15 protein-coding genes are annotated in these 18665 nt (G+C 45.5%); 2 read left to right on the top strand and 13 right to left on the bottom strand.

The features are described 5' to 3' along the window. Positions 1-120 precede the first annotated feature (120 nt). Positions 121-1185, top strand: coding sequence for a M20 family metallopeptidase (locus tag A8F94_RS20950; protein ID WP_066204970.1), 1065 nt, complete (start codon positions 121-123; stop codon positions 1183-1185). A 58-nt stretch (positions 1186-1243) separates the two neighbouring features. Here the strand turns inward: A8F94_RS20950 and A8F94_RS20945 are convergent, their stop codons facing one another. From A8F94_RS20945 to A8F94_RS20935, 3 genes are read right to left on the bottom strand one after another with little or no spacing between them, the layout of a single operon-like run. After that, positions 1244-1915: a GNAT family acetyltransferase gene (locus A8F94_RS20945; RefSeq protein ID WP_066204967.1), complete on the bottom strand. Its 672-nt coding sequence runs from the start codon at positions 1913-1915 to the stop codon at positions 1244-1246. Then, positions 1905-2594 (bottom strand): GNAT family N-acetyltransferase, encoded by a 690-nt coding sequence (locus A8F94_RS20940; protein ID WP_066204964.1) that lies wholly within the window; start codon positions 2592-2594, stop codon positions 1905-1907. The genes A8F94_RS20945 and A8F94_RS20940 overlap by 11 nt, the downstream gene beginning before the upstream one ends. Positions 2595-2598: 4 nt before the next feature. Further along, complete coding sequence (locus tag A8F94_RS20935; RefSeq protein WP_066204961.1) at positions 2599-3474, bottom strand: carbon-nitrogen hydrolase family protein; 876 nt, start codon at positions 3472-3474, stop codon at positions 2599-2601. Between the two features lie 203 nt (positions 3475-3677). On the opposite strand from A8F94_RS20935, the gene A8F94_RS20930 reads away from it, so the two are divergent. After that, positions 3678-4298: a hypothetical protein gene (locus tag A8F94_RS20930; RefSeq protein WP_066204958.1), complete on the top strand. Its 621-nt coding sequence runs from the start codon at positions 3678-3680 to the stop codon at positions 4296-4298. A gap of 4 nt (positions 4299-4302) precedes the next feature. Here the strand turns inward: A8F94_RS20930 and argH are convergent, their stop codons facing one another. The 10 genes from argH to A8F94_RS20875 form a co-directional block, all read right to left on the bottom strand. Then, entirely contained in the window at positions 4303-5676 is a 1374-nt protein-coding gene (argH, locus tag A8F94_RS20925; protein WP_066204955.1) for an argininosuccinate lyase, read from the bottom strand. A 118-nt stretch (positions 5677-5794) separates the two neighbouring features. Further along, entirely contained in the window at positions 5795-7009 is a 1215-nt protein-coding gene (locus A8F94_RS20920) for an argininosuccinate synthase (protein WP_066204952.1), read from the bottom strand. 235 nt (positions 7010-7244) lie between these two features. Continuing rightward, the gene (gene argF, locus A8F94_RS20910; protein WP_066204947.1) at positions 7245-8216 is read right to left on the bottom strand and encodes an ornithine carbamoyltransferase; all 972 of its coding nucleotides are present in this window, start codon (positions 8214-8216) and stop codon (positions 7245-7247) included. A gap of 22 nt (positions 8217-8238) precedes the next feature. Further along, positions 8239-11472 carry a carbamoyl-phosphate synthase (glutamine-hydrolyzing) large subunit gene (gene carB / locus A8F94_RS20905; RefSeq protein WP_066204940.1) on the bottom strand — a complete coding sequence of 1078 codons (3234 nt, stop codon included), beginning with the start codon at positions 11470-11472 and terminating at the stop codon, positions 8239-8241. After that, positions 11459-12541: a carbamoyl phosphate synthase small subunit gene (locus A8F94_RS20900; protein ID WP_066204933.1), complete on the bottom strand. Its 1083-nt coding sequence runs from the start codon at positions 12539-12541 to the stop codon at positions 11459-11461. Before A8F94_RS20900 ends, carB begins: the two co-directional genes overlap by 14 nt. Positions 12542-12728: 187 nt before the next feature. Then, positions 12729-13916, bottom strand: a complete 1188-nt coding sequence (locus A8F94_RS20895) for an aspartate aminotransferase family protein (protein ID WP_066204930.1) — start codon at positions 13914-13916, stop codon at positions 12729-12731. Beyond that, complete coding sequence (gene argB, locus A8F94_RS20890; RefSeq protein ID WP_066204927.1) at positions 13903-14715, bottom strand: acetylglutamate kinase; 813 nt, start codon at positions 14713-14715, stop codon at positions 13903-13905. The genes A8F94_RS20895 and argB overlap by 14 nt, the downstream gene beginning before the upstream one ends. Before the next feature lie 168 nt (positions 14716-14883). Beyond that, positions 14884-16101, bottom strand: a complete 1218-nt coding sequence (gene argJ / locus A8F94_RS20885; protein ID WP_066205208.1) for a bifunctional ornithine acetyltransferase/N-acetylglutamate synthase — start codon at positions 16099-16101, stop codon at positions 14884-14886. Positions 16102-16294: 193 nt separating this feature from the next. Beyond that, positions 16295-17332: an N-acetyl-gamma-glutamyl-phosphate reductase gene (gene argC, locus A8F94_RS20880; RefSeq protein ID WP_066204924.1), complete on the bottom strand. Its 1038-nt coding sequence runs from the start codon at positions 17330-17332 to the stop codon at positions 16295-16297. A 218-nt stretch (positions 17333-17550) separates the two neighbouring features. Continuing rightward, a complete protein-coding gene (locus A8F94_RS20875; protein ID WP_441294207.1) occupies positions 17551-18519 on the bottom strand; it encodes a glycerophosphodiester phosphodiesterase family protein in 969 nt (322 codons plus the stop codon). Between the last annotated feature and the right edge of the window lie 146 nt (positions 18520-18665).

Genomic DNA, 18665 nt, shown 5'->3' with positions numbered 1-18665 from the left:
AATAGCATAACATCAACTATTCCCTGAAAACAATTGATTAAACCTTTTATGCAATTTTCTGTATCATACCAGTTGCCCGTGCTAAAATGGATGGGATTGTTCCAACTGGGGTGAATTATTGTGGTTATTAGCTTTTTAAAAACATTAGTTTCAATAGACAGTTCAACAATACCTGGCGCAAATAAAGCTGTGGACCTTTGTGGAAAATGGCTTACATCTCAAGGAGTCGAAGTAACCTTTCTCGAAAATAACGGGCGCAGGATGCTTGTCTCCGAAATTGGTACCGGAAACTTTACGCTAATTCTAAACGGTCATGTCGATATTGTCGCAGGAAAGCCTGGCCAGTTTAACCCTTATGAAAGTGATGGCAAATTATATGGGCGTGGTTCTGCTGATATGAAGGCCGGTGTCGCCGCCATGATGGCTGCTTTCGTTGAGCTAAAACAACGTCCACTTGGCATGAAAATCCAACTGCAAATTGTATCGGATGAAGAAACAGGCGGAGAGAATTGCAGTGGATTTTTAGCAGAATCAGGTTACCGGGGAGATTTTATTATTTGCGGAGAGCCGACTGGGCTTGGAATAGCTAATCAGGCAAAGGGCGTTCTTCGTGCCGACATTACGGTTCCCGGAAAAGCCGCCCATGGCAGCAGGCCTTGGGAAGGAGTTAATGCCATTGAACAAGCGTATGAGATCTACAAACAAATTTTGAATCTCCCGTTTGCGAAGGAAAGTAGCGATTACTATAGGAATCCTTCAATTAATCTAGCAAAAATAAACGCTGGAGATGAATATAATGTCGTACCGGAAGAGTGTACAATCGGCCTCGACATTCGGTACCTACCAGGACAGGACAAGGAAGAAATCCTTAACCAAATTAAAGGAATCAGCCCGGGAATAGGCGTGGTGGCAGGATTGAATTCCGAACCCATCAACACGAATCGAGAACATCCATTTTTAAAGCATTTGGATAGAGTTATTAAAAGACATTCAGGCCGGGATGCAGTATATTTCGGACAACATGGCAGTGCCGACACTGTCTACTTTGCCAAGCATGGGATTCCGGCGATAGAGTTCGGGCCCTCAGGAGCCAACTGGCACGGCGACGATGAGTATGTTGAAATTGACTCGGTGTTAGCCTTTCGCGATATTCTTATAAAATTGGCAACTGAAGGATACCTTTAACTACAATTTATAATGCATAAAAAAATCCGCCGGCTCCTTTAAGCTGGCGGGGCATTTTTTATAATGGCAGTAAGGCTACTCTGTCTTTTTTCCGAAGTCTGTCAATCATGCCAAGCCATTCTGGGGGTTTGTTCGGCAAGACCGTATAGTAAGTGGTCAAGAAGTCAGCGACAAGGCTCGCTTCAATTTCCTCCTGGCTGTCATCAGATGGCATGAATCCTAAGTCAAGGCCCGTAACCGCCTCTCCATTATTCTCCCAGGATGGATGGACATACTCAATATCAATTCGCTTGTACCCAAGATGGGAAAGAACTTCGCGGCGTACATATGGGTCCATTACCTTAACCCCGCCAAACTCGTAATTCTCCACCCGATAAGGGTCATAAATCTCGGCAAACATTCCATAAAGCTCCTTGCCATTCTGTTCAGCAAGTGCATTCAGATCCTTCATTCGGTTAACAGCGAGGAAACGGCCTATCCCCATTCCCTGCAGGCCAATGATCGTGAAATCGGTCATCGCGATGTTCCAATCCTGGTAATACCGGTACTCGGTCGCGCCGACAACCTCGTCTCCATCAAGCGCCACAAACACCCGGATACCTGGATCCTCAAGAGGCTCTCTCCACAGTTCATATTCAAGAACTTCTTCCGGAGGGAAAATTTGCCCCATCAGTTTATGCATTTTCCTGAAGTTTGGATCATCGATACTTGTTATGCGTTTATATTCCATTTCCTGGCACTCCTTCATTCTTAAACGGGTTTTTCCATTCCATTAGCACTCCGTAATTCCGGGATTCCTCATCGTCCAAATAATTTTCAACCAATGCCACCGGCACTCGCCCACATCTGAGCAAAAAGGAGACGACCGGATCTTTCAAGTCTCCAGTCATGACCGCCTCAAGGTACTTGGCTGGCTCCATCTCGGAAGAAACTTTATGGTAGCCTGGCATTCGCGCGCCTCCGAGAAGGCGTTCAGCCCCCAATTCAATAACAACATGGTACATTGCCTGCATCATCATTTTTCCAAGTCCAAGCTTCCGGTGCCGCGGTCGGACGCTTATATCAACAATATACAGGGTGTTCCCGTCTGGCTCATGATTGCGGATATAGCCTCCATCGGTTATTTCCTCCCATGTATGTTCTGGCTGTGCCGGGTCGAAATTAACACGAAGGGCTGTCAACGATCCGGCAAGGATCCCATCCACCTCTATGCAAAGGGCGCCTTCCGGAAAAAAATGAACATGGTTGGAAAGCTGTTCTTTATTCCACCAGAGCTCCTTAGGAAACGGCGGGGGAAAACATTCGGACTGAATTTCAATTAGTCCGTCAAAATCCTCTTCAGTATAATTCCTGATGCAAACAGAAATTGGCTTATCATCCTGGTAAACAAAGAATTCGCTTTTGTACATGCGATCACCCCTTGGATTCTAATTCTTCCCAATCAACATACAGGTCGCTCCTTCGGTCTCTCCAAGTTGTCACTGAACCTCGTTCTCTAACTTCATATAAAAGCTGAAGATCCAAATCTGCTGTCACAATCATATCGTCGTTTATTTCCCCTTCAACCTGAAGGCCCTTTGGAGGGAACGGAATATCGTTTGGGGTAATAACGGCAGCCTGGCCAAAGTTCAGACGCATAAAATCTACTGTCGGGAGTGCTCCAACTGTCCCGGTAAGGACAACATACACCTGATTTTCAATTGCGCGGGCATGGCTTGTGTAACGGACACGGTGGAAGCCATGCCTGTCATCTGTGCAGGATGGGCAGAATATCACATCGGCCCCCTTCGCCTTTGCCATCCGGACAATTTCCGGAAACTCGATATCATAGCAGGTCAGGATCGCAATCTTGCCCTTTTCGGTCTCGAAAATCTGAAAGCTTTCCCCTTTTTCCATATTCCACTCATGGACCTCGGTCGGTGTTATGTGCAGCTTTGCCTGCTCTCCAACCCTGCCATCCGGATAAAACAAATGGGCTGTATTGTAGAGCTTGCCCCCCTTTTCAATAACATGGGTACCGCCAATAATATGCATACCGGTTTTCTTGGCAAATGAAGTGAATAATGCGCGATATTGTTCCGTAAAACCTGGCAGGTCGTTAATTGTAAGGGCATTGCCACTTCTGTCTCCTATTGACAACAGCTGGGTTGTAAAGAATTCAGGAAACAGCACGAATTCAGCCCCAAATTCCTCTGCAGTTTTTATATAATGCTCACACTGAGCGGCAAATTCTTCAAATGAAGAGATCGTATGCAGGTGGTATTGGACTGCGGAAACTCTCAGTTTCATCTAAAAACCTCCTTTTCATGGAAAACGTTATAGTCATTATTCACCATTCTTTCTTATATGACAAGCGAGATGGATTCAAACTTCTTTTTACGAAAACTTTAGGGTTTATTAAAGTTTTATTCATATTGTAGGGGTACGATAGGATAGAAGATGATAAGCTGCGGCAACTGTTTGGAAAAAGATTCTCCAAAGGAGGACTGTAGGTGAAGAAAACGTTCCTCGTTTTGATTGTTGCATGTATGTTAAGTGGGTTTTATGGCGGTTATCCTGAGGATGCAGATGAAAAAGTTAAGCACGGTTCGTCATCGGCACAATCAACGATTGGATTAGAAGAGAAACCGCCTATTGAAAGACTGCAAGAGCCCGGAGACTCTATTATGGGGGGTAAAGGAATGTTAACTATGTTAGCTGCTTCACCTGTTTATGATCTTTTCCTACTTGGCGGCCTCGAATTTATTGTTAAAGATGTAAAGCTAATGGAATTCAAACCTTTACGGAATGAGGATGGCTTACCGGCTAGCGAACTTATTTTTGTAAAAATCGACGCTGAGATCGTTAACCAGAATCCGTTCCCCGTGAAATTTAATCCAATTGATAAACTTATCGTCAATGGCAGGCCACTTCGCGAAAAAACTGAACTTCTCCATGAAAATATGGATGGCATCATAGGGGGCGGGGAAACAAAAATCGGCAGTATCGGATATCTGCTCCCAGCTTCGGACTCCTATTCAATTGCTGCAAGGACGAGCAACGTTACAGACCTTAACAATAATGAAATTACAAAGGCCACCTCATTCAAGGTAATCTTGAATAGGCAGCCTTAATTTTTTATGCAAGATAGCTTCTTGCAAGGTCAATTTGTTTGGCGACCTGCTCCGGGGAAGTACCCCCGTAGCTATTCCTGGCACCAGCAACGTGCTCCGGCGTTAGGATTTTATAAATATCACCGTAGAACAGCTCACTGAATTCCCTATATTCATCAATACTAAGGTCTACCAGATACTTCTTATTTTGAATGCAGTACAGAACGATTTTTCCGATTACCTCATGCGCCTGGCGGAACGGCATTCCTTTCGTCACAAGATAATCAGCAATATCCGTTGCATTTGAAAAATCTTCATCTAGGGCCTTCCTCATTACATCCTGATTTACTGTCATCGTCTCAATCATTGGGGCTAGAAGCTGGAGTGACCCTTCAAGAGTTTCCACTGTATCAAACATGCCTTCCTTGTCTTCTTGTAGATCTTTGTTATAAGCGAGCGGTAAGCCTTTCATTACAGTAAGCAGCCCAATGAGATTTCCGTAAACCCTGCCTGTTTTCCCGCGCAAAAGCTCAGGGACGTCAGGGTTCTTTTTTTGCGGCATAATGCTTGAACCGGTACAGAACGAGTCATCCAGTTCAATGAAGTTGAATTCCTGGCTTGACCAGGTAACCAATTCCTCGGCCAAGCGCGAAATATGCATCATTAGAATCGAACCAATCGACAGGAATTCCAAGATGAAGTCCCTGTCACTGACGGCATCCATGCTATTCGGGTAAATTGTACCAAAACCAAGCAGTTCTGCTGTTTTCTCCCGGTCAATCGGGAATGTCGTCCCTGCCAGTGCTCCCGCGCCAAGCGGCATCCAATTTACTCTTTTCAGGCTGTCTTGAAGCCTTTGCTTATCTCGTTCAAACATCCAGAAGTAGGCCATTAAATGGTGTGCAAACGAAACCGGCTGCGCCCGCTGGAGATGGGTGTAGCCCGGGATGAGCGTATCAATATGCTCCTCGGATTTATCAACTATGGCTTTCTGGACTGCTGCTAATAAGTCGATCAGGTTTTCCGTTTTATTCCTTAGATAAAGATGCATATCGGTTGCGACCTGGTCATTCCGGCTCCTTCCGGTATGAAGCTTGCCCCCAACGGGACCGATCAATTCTATCAACTTCTTCTCAATATTCATATGAATATCTTCATCTTCTACAAGATACTCAAGTTCATTGTTTATGGCTAATTGCTTGATCTTGTTAAGACCTACAATGATTTTTTCAGCATCCTCAATTGGGATAATCCCGCATTCGCCGAGCATTTTGGCGTGTGCAACGCTTCCTTCGATATCCTCCATGACGAGTTTTTGATCAAATGATATCGAAGCCGTGAATTCTTCTACAAGCCTGTTTGTTTCTTTTGTAAAACGGCCTCCCCATAGTTTGGACATAGCTTCCCTCCTCTAGGAAAATTCTCATTAAAAAGGTTCGGAAGCAGGTTTCGAATCACTCGCAATGCCTGCGAATGAATCCCAACTACTTCCGAACGACTAGGAACCTAGTAAACTATTACGATTTAAGAACGCTTTTTTTACTGTTTACCTCTGAATATACCTTTGTCGGGAGACCCCAAATTTTAATAAAGCCTTCAGCAGCAAGATGATCGAAAGCATCTCCCTTCGAGTAAGTCGCAAGCTCTTCATTGTAAAGGCTATGCGGGGATTTGCGGCCAACTGCCATATGCGTGCCTTTATGGAGCTTCACACGGATCGTTCCAGTTACGACTTCCTGTGTTTGGTCCACAAAAGCATCCAGTGCTGCTTTAAGAGGTGAATACCAGAGACCTTCATAGACAATTTTGGCCATCTGCTGGTCGACCTGTGTCTTGAATTGGGTTACTTCACGAGGCAATGTTAGAAACTCAAGTTCTTTATGTGCCTGAATTAAAATGAGCGCAGCTGGGTTTTCGTAAACTTCGCGAGATTTAATTCCAACCAGTCGGTTTTCAATATGGTCAATTCGGCCAATGCCATGCTTGCCGCCAAGTTCATTCAGCGTTTCAATTAGCTCAACTAACGGGAGTTTCTTCCCATTCAAGCCAGTTGGCACGCCTTTTTCAAAATCGATTTCTACATATTCAGGTGCATCCGGGGCCAGTTCAATTGGATTTGTCCAGTCAAACGCAGCTTCAGGAGCTTCTGCCCACGGGTCCTCAAGCACGCCGGCTTCACAGGCACGTCCCCAAATATTCGCATCAATCGAAAATGGGTTATCAAGGTCAACCGGAATTGGAATGCCATTTTCTTCAGCGTATTTTATTTCTTCGTCGCGGGTCATTCCCCACTCGCGTACAGGTGCAATTACTTTCAAGTTAGGATTTAGCGCCTGGATCGAAACCTCAAAACGGACCTGGTCATTGCCTTTTCCGGTGCAGCCATGGGCAACCGCAACCGCGCCTTCCTTCTCCGCCACCTCAACGAGAAGCTTTGAAATGAGCGGTCGGGAAAGTGCTGACGATAGAGGATATTTTCCTTCATAAAGGCAATTAGCCTTTAGGGCAGGAACAATGTATTCCTTTGCCAACAATTCTTTTGCATCAATCATATACGCCTTGACCGCACCTACATTGAGGGCTTTCGTGCGGATTGCTTCGAGATCCTTTCCCTCCCCAACATCGAGCCCGAGAGCAATGACGTCGTATCCATACTTTTCTTGAATCCATTTTACTGAAACTGATGTATCCAGCCCGCCTGAATAGGCGAGTACGATTTTCCCCTTAGACATGAATCCACCTCATTTATTTGAATTGGGCTGCTGCCCGAGTGATTGTGAACTTTCCGATATAGCTGTGATTAAGTCTAATAAATTTTTGATTCCGGGTGATAAATATTTGATTCAGGGCGATAAACTTTTGATTCAGGGCGATATATTTGTGATTCAGGGTGATAAAATCACCAATCACAAATTCAATACAAAAATGTAATACAAAGTTTTTAATAGACCCAAAGCAATAGGATCCTTAGTCTTCCATCAATGCCTTCAATATCGCTTTCTGGGCATGCAGCCTGTTTTCGGCCTCATCAAAAACAACCGAATGAGGACCGTCTATGATACCGGCGCTTACCTCTTCACCACGATGTGCCGGCAGGCAGTGCAGGAATAGAAAATCGTCTTTAGCGAATGAACAAAGTTCCTCATTCACCTGAAACCCGGAAAACGCTTCAAGCCTCTCCTCTGCTTCCCCTTCCATTCCCATGCTGGTCCAGACATCTGTGACAACTACATCAGCACCGCTTATTGCCTCAGACGGATCATTTGTTAACGCAATTTCACTGCAAGTCTGAATAGCATCCTCTCTAGCCTGGGAAACAATTGCTTCGTTTAGCTCATATCCTTTTGGACTGGCAATGCTGATGTTCATACCGACCTTGACGGCTCCTTCCAGGAGGGAATGAGCCATGTTGTTATTTCCATCCCCGATATAGCAAAGCTTGAGCCCTTTCAACTTTCCTTTATGCTCAAGAATGGTAAGGAGGTCGGCAAGAACTTGTGCTGGATGGTGCAGGGTTGTTAAACCATTAATAACTGGTACAGTGGAAGCATCGGCAAATTCCTCAATCCGTTCATCACCAAACGTCCTGATCATTATCCCGTCAACATACCTGGACAACACTTTTGCTGTATCCGCGATCGTTTCACCCCGGCCAAGCTGAATATCCTTTGAGCTTAGGAAAATCGCCTGGCCGCCAAGCTGGAGCATGCCTACTTCGAATGAAACCCTTGTCCGGGTGGATGATTTTTCAAATATCATTCCAAGAACTTTTCCGCTTAAATGAGGCTGCGGCTTCCCTTGTTTTTGAGCTTTTTTTAAATGAATGGCCGAATCAAGCAGCGAGTAGATTTCTTCAGTTGAAAAATCGGAAAGCTTTAAAAAATGCCTTCCTTTTAAATTGGGCACAACGGTTTCGCCCTGACTTATTGCCTTTATCATTGTAGAAATCCCTCCAAGCGAATTAGTTGGCAATCATTTTGTCCTTCAAACCGTGGAGGTCCTGGATCGTTCGGACTGTTGTATTTGAACTGCTGTAAGCTTCCTTGTTTAACTTTAGAAAAGAGGTCAACGTGTCTATATGTGTAAAGCAAGGCAGGTTGTAGCGGACTGCAAGCTGCCTTAACGCAAATCCGAATGTGCCCGGCTTCCGCCCTTGACTCGGAATATTGATTACCGCATCTACCTTTCCTTCGCGGAACAATTGTTCAAGAGCTTTTGAATCCGAGGAATACACGCTCGCCGGTACTCCATTTTCAATAAGGAACTTAAAAGTCCCTTTCGTAGCTACTATGTTCGCTCCGATTTTATGGAGGCTGCGGATTACTTCAAGAATTTCATCCTTCTCACGATCAGGTACTGAACAAAAGACTGTTTTTCCTTCTATATTCATGGAACGCTCTCCATGTTGGGCCGCCTTAAACAACGCCTCCGAAAAACTCATCCCGAGCCCCAAAGCCTCCCCAGTTGACTTCATTTCGGGCCCAAGCACCGGGTCGACTCCTTTTAGTTTGCCGTTCGAGAAAACAGGGGCTTTCACCGTGAAATACGGCGGTTCTTCAAGCAATCCATTTGCGGAATGCAGCTCTGATAACGGGACGCCAAGCTGAACAAGTGCTGCCCATTCGATTAAGGGGATTCCTGTCACTTTACTAATGATCGGTACCGTCCTTGAAGCCCTTGGATTAACTTCCAGTACAAAAACGATCCCTTCATGAATAACGAACTGAATATTCATAATTCCAATGACCGGAAGTGTTTTTGCAATTTTCGTTGCATACTCGACCATAGTCTTTTTCAGCACCGATTCAATAGCCAAAGGCGGGAAAACCGAGAGGCTATCACCTGAATGGACACCCGCTTTTTCAAGATGTTCAAAAATTCCTGGAATTAAAATCGTTTTTCCGTCTGAAATAATATCCATTTCGCATTCCAAGCCCGGCAGGAACCGATCAACTAGAAGCGGCCACATGTGTGTATCTGTTTCATCGAGAGTAGCCAAATACTTTTCGAGATCTTCTTCCAGGTAAAAGGTGAACATCGACTGGCCGCCGATTACATACGAAGGGCGGACAAGAACTGGGTAGCCAAGGACCTTGGCCGCATGCAGTGCATCTTTTGCATTACTAGCAATTTTCCCGTCAATGTGAGGAATTCCAAGCTCTTTAAGAAGCCGGTAAAATCCGTCCCGATCCTCGAGCCGGTCAATACTTTTGACATCAGTTCCCAAGATTTTGACCCCGGCAGCCTCCAAATTTTGCGCAAGATTAATGGCTGTTTGCCCGCCAAATTGGATCATTACTCTTTCAACTGCTTCTTTTTCAATAACATTCATGATATCTTCAAAGGCAAGCGGTTCGAAATAGAGTCGATCAGCTACAGAATAGTCGGTGCTGACTGTTTCTGGATTATTATTGATGACAATCGCCTTATAACCCCGTTTTTTCAGGGCAAAAGCTGCATGGACTGAGCAATAATCAAATTCAATTCCCTGGCCGATTCGGATTGGGCCGGAGCCTATGACGGCCACTTTCTTTCCTTCTCCAATCCCAGCCTCATCGCCGCCAGCCCAGGTTGAGTAATAGTAAGGAGTTACGGCGTCGAATTCAGCGGAGCACGTATCGACCATTTTATAACCAGGTGAGATGCCAAGTTCCTTCCACTTTTGCCTCACCTCAGTTTCCGCTATTTCAAACGTCTCAGCAATCAGCCTGTCGGAAAGATTGATTCGCTTAGCCTCTTTCAGGAGCTTTACCGGAGCTGTTTCCCATCTGAAGGACGCAAGCTCTTTTTCCAATTCAGTAATGGTCTCCAGTTTGTGTAAAAACCATAAATCGATTTGGGTAAGAGCCTGGATCCTTTCCACCGTTACTCCCCTATGCAAGGCTTCTGAAATAGCGAAAAGCCGCATATCGTTGGGTATTGTAATAAGCTGTTCAAGCTCTGCATCCGCCACGTTAGAAAACAATCCTGTCTTTAAGCCCCAGACTTTCATTTCCAATGAGCGAATTGCTTTATTCAACGCGCCCTCAAAATTCCGGTCTATGGCCATTACTTCTCCAGTCGCTTTCATTTGTGTTCCCAGCGTCCGGTCCGCTTCAGGAAACTTATCGAACGGAAAACGCGGCAGTTTGACAACAAGATAATCAATTGCTGGCTCAAAGGATGCATACGTATTCCCGGTAATAGGGTTAAGGATTTCATCAAGGTGGTATCCTACCGAGCACTTGGCGGCAATTCTGGCAATTGGGTACCCGGTCGCTTTCGATGCAAGAGCGGACGATCTGCTAACCCTTGGATTTACCTCGATAATGAAATAATCATTAGAGGTTGGATGGAGGGCGAATTGGATATTGCAGCCTCCAATGACACCGAGTTCCCGGATGACTTTAATTGAAGCGTCCCTTAAAAGCTGGTATTGGACATCGGTCAGTGTTTGTGAAGGTGCGACAACAATTGAATCACCTGTATGGACCCCGACCGGGTCGAAGTTTTCCATATTGCAAACAATAATGCATGTGTCATTGGCATCACGCATTACTTCATACTCGATTTCCTTCCAGCCTTTAATGCTTCGTTCAACAAGCACCTGGTTGATTGGACTTGCGGCGAGGCCCTTTTTGAGGACTCCTTCAAGTTCGTCCTCCGTCTCGGCAAATCCTCCGCCGTCACCGCCTAATGTATAAGCAGGACGGATAATGACCGGCAGTCCTATCTTTTTCGCAAACGCAATCCCTTCATCCACACTGTGGATGATTTCCGATTCCGGGACAGGCTCACCAATAGACAGCATAAGGCTCCGGAATCGCTCGCGGTCTTCGCCATTTTTAATTGATTCGACCGATGTCCCGAGCAATTCAACTTTGTATTTATCGAGGATTCCCTGTTCGTACAGTTGGACAGCAAGATTCAGTCCTGTCTGGCCGCCAAGGGTGCCGATGATTCCATCCGGTTTTTCTTTTTGAATGATTTGTTCAAGTGTCCCCACTGTTAGCGGTTCAATATAAACTTTGTCTGCGACTGTTTCATCCGTCATAATCGTTGCCGGGTTATTATTGACGAGAATGACCTCAATTCCTTCTTCCCTCAGGGCAATGCACGCCTGGGTACCGGCATAGTCAAACTCGGCTGCCTGGCCGATGACGATCGGACCCGAGCCGATGACCATGACCTTTCTTAGTTGGCTATAATATGGCATAACGGGTTTCCCCCAGACGTTTCAGGTTGGCGACAAAGTCTTCAAGAATATGAAGTGTATCGCGTGGACCGGGGTGAGCTTCCGGGTGGAATTGGACAGTCGTAATCGGATATGTGAGATGCTGCAAACCTTCAATTGATTGGTCATTCACATTCCTGTACGTTACATCGAATTCGTTTTGATTGATTGTCCCATCAACAACGACATAGCCATGGTTTTGTGATGTTATTTTTACCTTGCCCGTAGCGAGCTCTTTAACAGGATGATTGGCCCCGCGGTGCCCATATGGAAGCTTTTCTGTTTTTGCCCCGAAGGCAAGAGCGATTAGCTGGTGGCCGAGGCAAATGCCAAGTGCCGGATAAGCGCTGGCAATTTTTTTGATTTCCGGAAAAAGTTCCTTCAGTTCCATTGGATTGCCAGGGCCATTGCTGAATAAAACCGCATCCGGTGATACCTGCTTTACCGCTTCAAGCTTCGTATCATAAGGAACGATTGTGACCGAGCAATTTCGCGCAAGGAGGAAGTTCAGGATTGATTTTTTAAAGCCGTAATCCATCAATACAATATGAGGCCCGTTTTTCTTATACGTTATTGGTTCTTTAACCGAAACCTTTTCTACCCAGCATGAACTAGTTTGTTCGTATTCAAGTTCCGTCCAGGGTGCCCTCCTGTTGGTTATGACTCCTTTTACAGTTCCTGTCCCGCGGATTTTTTTGACAAGTGCCCTTGTGTCAACACCGGCAAGACCCGGTACGCCAGCTTGCTCGAGTTTTTCCGAAAACCGGCTGATGGACTGAAAGTGGCTTGGTGTTTCACAAGCGTCACTGATGATAACCCCTGATAGCGAAGGCGTAATGCTTTCGTCATCAAGGGCATTCACACCGTAATTGCCGATTGCAGGATAGCAGAAGGTAATGATTTGCCCTGCATAAGATGGATCTGAAATAATCTCCTGATAGCCGGTCATTCCGGTGTTGAAGACAACCTCCCCGCTGGAACCCTTGAACTTGCCTATTAGGGATCCTTCAAAGATGTCGCCGGTTTCCAGAATGAGAAATCCCTTATCCAAACAAACCACTCCGTTTCCTTAGAAAAGCGCAAGCGCCTTGGTCATCGCCGTACAAACTGGAGGGACTTCGACTGAGATAAAGGAATCACGAAGAGCGTAAGCGATTCGATGATGACTTATCGTAGGGAGGAGGCCTGAAGTTTGCTAGGCGATAGGCGCTGGAGCTAGACAATTATTAGAAAGCTTCTCATATGTTTGTTAACACTGTATCCAAAGCCCCAAGAAAGTTGGCGGCTTCTTCGTTTGTTGCAGTCAGCGGCGGTAGGATTCGCACCACATTAGGACCGGCCGTCAGGAGCAAGACATGCTCATCCATTGCTGCTTTAACAATATCCAATGCGTTTCCGTTAACCTCTACCCCTTTTAAAAGACCCATCCCACGCACCTCAATGATGGCTGGGTGCTTTTTTTTAAGCTTTGCGAGGCCATCATCCAGGAATTCAGATAGCTGGCGGGCTCCTTCGAGGAGATTGTCTGACAAAATCGTTTTTACAGTAGTCAGCCCTGCCACAGCAGCAAGCGGATTGCCTCCGAATGTGCTTCCATGGCTTCCTGGTTCGAACCCCTTTGCTGCCTCACTGGTAGCGAGAATAGCCCCGATCGGAAACCCTGATCCAAGCCCTTTTGCAAGGGATATGATATCCGGTGAAATCCCATACTGCTCATATGCAAATAATGTTCCGGTTCGGCCTATTCCGGTCTGCACCTCATCAACAATAAGCAGGATTCCTTTTTCTTTACAGATTTCCTCCAATTTCTTGGCCCAATCCGGATTGGCTGGTACGACCCCGCCTTCACCCTGTACGAGTTCAAGAAGTACAGCACAGGCATTGCTTGAGGCTATTTCCTCAAGTGCAGTTGGGTCATTGTATTCCAGATAGCGGAATCCCTCTAGCAGCGGGTAGAATCCATCGTGAATTTTAGCCTGGCCAGTTGCCGACAGTGCCCCCATTGTCCTTCCGTGAAAGGATTGTTTGAAAGTAATAATTTCGGTATTGCCGATTCCGTTGACCTTTCTTGCATATCGTCTTGCCAGCTTAATTGCAGCTTCGTTTGCTTCAGCTCCGCTATTGCAAAAGAACACATAATCTGCAAAGCTATTTTTCGCAAGCAGGGAAGCCAGCTCCTCCTGCACCGGTATGTGATAGAGATTGGAACAATGCCATAGATTTCCCAGCTGTTCCTCAAGAGCTATTTTTACAGATTCGGGTGCATGGCCCAGGTTGCAGACAGCTATACCAGATGTAAAATCGAGATACTGGTTTCCGTCTGCATCCCAGACAGTGCTTCCCTTTCCTTTTACAAGAGTAAGAGGAAATCTTGCGTATGTCGGCAAGATTGCCGAGCCTTCTAATGTCGCATTATTGAATGCCATGGATAGCCTCCTTTTCAAGGACGATCTTCGTACCGGCGTTTTCCCCTTTGCAATACGCAAGAAGGCTGCCTGGTTCAAGTCCATTGATAATCACTGTTTCTCCGACGCCCGCTAGTAAAGCATTAAGTGCTGAACGGACCTTCGGGATCATTCCGCCCCATATTTGGCCGGAAGCAATCATCTCATCGATGTCGCTCTTCGTTGCCGTATCCAATTTGGACTTTTCTCCGCCGTTTTTATCGATTAAAATACCGGGAATATCACTAATAAAACAAAGCTTTCCACCTAGTGCAGATGCAATGGCTGCAGCTGCGGTATCACCATTTATGTTGTAGCGCTGTCCTTGCTGATCGCATCCGATTGGCGAAACGACAGGGATATAACCACCTCCGATGAGATGTGTAAGCACTGAGGTGTTTACATCAGTTACATCCCCAACAAAGCCAAGCACATCAGAAGTTCCGGCTGGTTTGGCCGTTAGTAAGCCGCCATCTGTCCCGCTAATCCCGATTGCCTTTCCTCCTGCAAGGGCTATTTTTCTAACAATCTGTTTATTGGCAATCCCGCTTAATGCCATTTCAACGACGTCAAGCACCTCATTGCTTGTTACCCTTAGGCCCCCGACAAACCGGCTTTCGATTTTAAGCTTTTCGAGCATTGAAGTAATCAACGGGCCGCCGCCGTGGACAAGGATTGGTGACCATTGGCCTGATTTGGCAAGTGAAACTATATTTTCAAACAAGGCTGGGGGCATTTTTTCCATGATGCTGCCGCCACATTTAATTACGACGTATTCCATTCTTTTTCACCTGCCTATTTTCCCGATCTGGATATCAGTAGTAGTCATTGGCTACGTTTCAGCACTGCAAAAGTATTAAAATGTTTCCAATAAAGGGTCTTGGCTATATTCTTGTGGTTCAAAATCAGAACTGTTGTCAATAGAGATCCAAGGCCAGACTTTCGCGCTTTACGTCCGATAGGAAGCATTGATTTTGATATAGTCATAGGTTAGGTCGCAGCCCCAAGCGGAAGCTGCCGCGTCACCCTGATTCAAATTAATAAAAATCACAATCTCTTCACCCGCCAGATAAACCTTTGCTTCTGCTTCTGAAAACGGGAGTGGCAGGCCATTTGCAAAGACCGGATAAGGTCCTATCGCTACTTCAACAGCCTCGGGATTTACTGAAATACCGCTATAGCCAATTGCCGCTACAATCCTTCCCCAGTTGGCGTCCTCACCGTAGATTGCTGTTTTAACAAGATTAGAGGATATGACAGCCTTCCCGACTGCTCTGGCTGCTTCAAGGCTTTGTGCACCGGAAACCCGGACCTCAAGGAGTTTTGTTGCTCCCTCTCCGTCCCTGGCTATTTGTTTTGCCAAAGACTCGCATACGGCTTTAAACTCTGAGCTAAACGCTTCCCAGTCTGGATGGCTTTCATTAAGAAGTTCATTGCCGGCTAACCCATTGGCCATTGCAAGCACCATATCATTTGTACTGGAGTCGCCATCAACTGTAATCATGTTAAAGGTTTGGTTGGTTGATTCCTTTAATGCCGAGAGCAAGGCAGGCTGTTCAACATATGCATCTGTTGTGACAAATGCAAGCATTGTGGCCATGTTCGGATGAATCATACCCGAACCCTTTGCTGCTCCTGAAATCGTTACAAGCTTCCCATTTACCTCAACTTGGGCAAATGCACTCTTTATGCATGTGTCTGTTGTTAAAATAGCCTTTTGAAAACTTTCCGGGCCCTCATATTCCGGATTAAGGATCTTGTTAATTCCATTCCGTATGCACGCCATTGGAAGCAATTCCCCAATTACCCCTGTAGAAGTTACTGCGACCAGATGATCAGGTATACCCAGTTCGTTTGCAAATTGGCTTTGCATTTCATAGGCATCCTTTATCCCCTGATTGCCGGTACAGGCATTTGCGTTGCCGGAGTTCACAAGCAGTGCCTGGATTTTCCCCTCAACCTCGAGGCTCTTTTTGGTTACATGGAGCGGTGCCGCTTGAAAACTATTTACTGTATAAACTCCTGCAGCTGTAGCCGGGATTTCGGAGGTGATATAGCCAAGGTCTTCCTTCTTCCTTTTTAAGCCACAATGCAATCCCCCTGCTTTAAATCCTTTGGGCATTTTAAAGACGCCACTGTTCTCCTGAATGATCTTTTCTCCCGACATTGCCTGCACTTGCCTTTCCTCCCTCTATTGTTCTCCAGTCCTTTAATCTAGACGACTGCACAATGTAAATTTCTCCCCTAGGGTCGTTAAGAGTTTCTATTGACGACTCCACGCTTGTATTTTTCCCGCAGGGTCGTCAAGACGTATATTAAATTTCTTCGATCATTTTTCTGGCAGGGTCGCCACCGCTGTATTATGGATAATGAGGGATATCGTATAGGCCCGCACGTATATCCCAGCCATTCATTAAGTTGGCATTTTGAATCGCCTGGCCAGCCGCGCCCTTCATCAAATTATCGATGACAGAGACGATGGTAAGCCGTCCGGTCCTTTTATCAGAAAAAAGGCCGATGTCGCAAAAGTTACTGCCGCTGACTTCTTTTGTTGCTGGCAGGCTTCCTTCATCTCTAATACGGATAAAGGGATGCCCTGCATAAAACTCTTGGTATAATTCAATGATTTCTTTTGTAGAAATCGCTTGTGATAAATTCACATAAATGGTTGCCAGGATTCCCCGTGTCATTGGTGCCAGGTGGGCCGTAAATGTAACTGTGATTTCCCGGCCGCTCTGTTCTGTTAAAATTTGCTCGATTTCCGGTATATGCTGATGAGTGCCCAGTTTGTAAGCCTTCATATTTTCGTTGATCTCCGAAAAATGGGTTGCAAGCGATACTCCGCGTCCGGCACCAGAAACACCAGATTTTGCATCAATAATAATTGAACCTGTATCTGCAAGCCCCGATTTTATAACAGGCATCAGGCCCAGCAGGGAAGCAGTTGGATAACAGCCAGGATTGGCTATAATACTGGCATTCTTTATTTCTTCCGAATAAAGCTCGCTTAATCCATACACAGCTTCTGCAATCAATTTCGGCTCTGCCGGAGTTTGTTTATACCATTCCTCATACTGACCTGGGGATTTTAGCCTCAAGTCCCCGGATAAGTCGATACATTTTATTCCGTTTTCCACTAATTGAGGAATGAGTGATTGGCTGATTCCCGGTGGGACTGCCAAGAATGCGATCTCCGATGACTCGGTTATTTTTTTTGCATCAAAGCTTCCCATCCTTAAATCAAGTAACTCACCTGTATGGGGAAAAACGCTGCTCAATTCAGTTCCTGCGCTTGAACTTGATATGATTGGCCCCACTTCCAAAACAGGATGCTTATCAAGCAACCTAATCAATTCGATGGCACTATATCCTGTGCCTCCTATAACTGCCGCTCTCACTGCATCCCCTCCTCATATTGAATTATTATAATTATAGATTAATATTTATGCAACCCGTCTTTTATAAATATTTTCGTTTTTTATAAAAATAGGTAAAAAGCCTATAGTACCCTTTGTTTCGTTTTTCTACCTTTTGCCTACCATGCATACTGGTGTATATTTATTAAAAGAAACACAAAAAAAGCCACAGCAAGAGGGTTCGCTGCGGCAATTATTCTTTATTTATCTTCAAGATGTCTCTCATCACCAACCTTATCAATTCGGTTCGTCCAAACCCATCCTGAAAACTTTTTTGGTATTCGTTTTATATCTTCTCTTGAATCAAAACCCTCTGAAAAACCCCCATCCCCTGCGACTAAAACCACTCTTGTTCCTGTACTTTCCATCCTCGATACAAACTTTCCGGGCCACCCCCACATAAAGGGTGCAATTTTTTCAGGTACATGTAGCTGGGTATTATTGCACGCTTCCGGAATAAAACCAGTCCAGCCAATTGCCATATACGGAAGGAGGCAGCTTTTTAGAGTAGCCTTTGACATTGCCCGTACTTCTGGAAGCTCTTTTAACAATGATGCAATTGGCTCGTCTCCCCCATAAACCGAAATATACTCCAGTCCGTCTACAGTACGTAAATAGTCAGCCAGCAATTTTCCCTCATCGTGGTCATTGCTTTTAATATGAATCAATAACTGCTTATCGGGAAACTCCTCCAGCACCTCATCAAGAGACGGCATGAGCCCCTCACCTTTCCCCCGGAAAGGATACGTCTTTCCGTTGTCGGCAGTATACCCATACCCAACATCAAGGGCCTTCAGCTCTTCCATCGTATGGTCCCGGGTAACTCCGGTGCCATTCGTCCTGCAGTCGAGAGTCCAATCATGGAAAACTGCAAACTTGCCATCCTTTGTCGGATGGATATCAAGCTCGACTATATCAGCCCCTGCTGAGAATGCTGCTTTCATTGACGGTATTGTGTTTTCAAGAAACTCATGTTCAGGAGGGTAAATCCGCTCGGCTGTGCAGGTTTCATTGGTAATCCCCTCCATTGAAAAGGTTTGTCCCGCTCCCCGATGGGCCAAAAGCCTGGATTCTGCCTCATCTTTTGAAAAGTAGGAAGTATTATTCAAAAACACGAATAAAACGAGAGCAGTCAAAGCTAATAAGGTGCGTTTCCACTTTCTTTTCATTTGGGCCAGTCCCCTTTAAAAAAGCATTAACCATATGGACAATGCCACAGAATTCTGTCATAGCTCTTTAAACGATTTATTATCCAAAGTTTACATGATGATTCCACAGTAGTCCATGCAAGGAGGTACTTTCTGCATACCTTACT

Source organism: Bacillus sp. FJAT-27225 (genome assembly GCF_001685025.1).
GTDB lineage: Bacteria > Bacillota > Bacilli > Bacillales > Cytobacillaceae > Bacillus_D.
The sequence above is the reverse complement of the archived record's forward strand: the minus strand, read 5'-3'. Positions and strand labels throughout refer to the sequence as shown.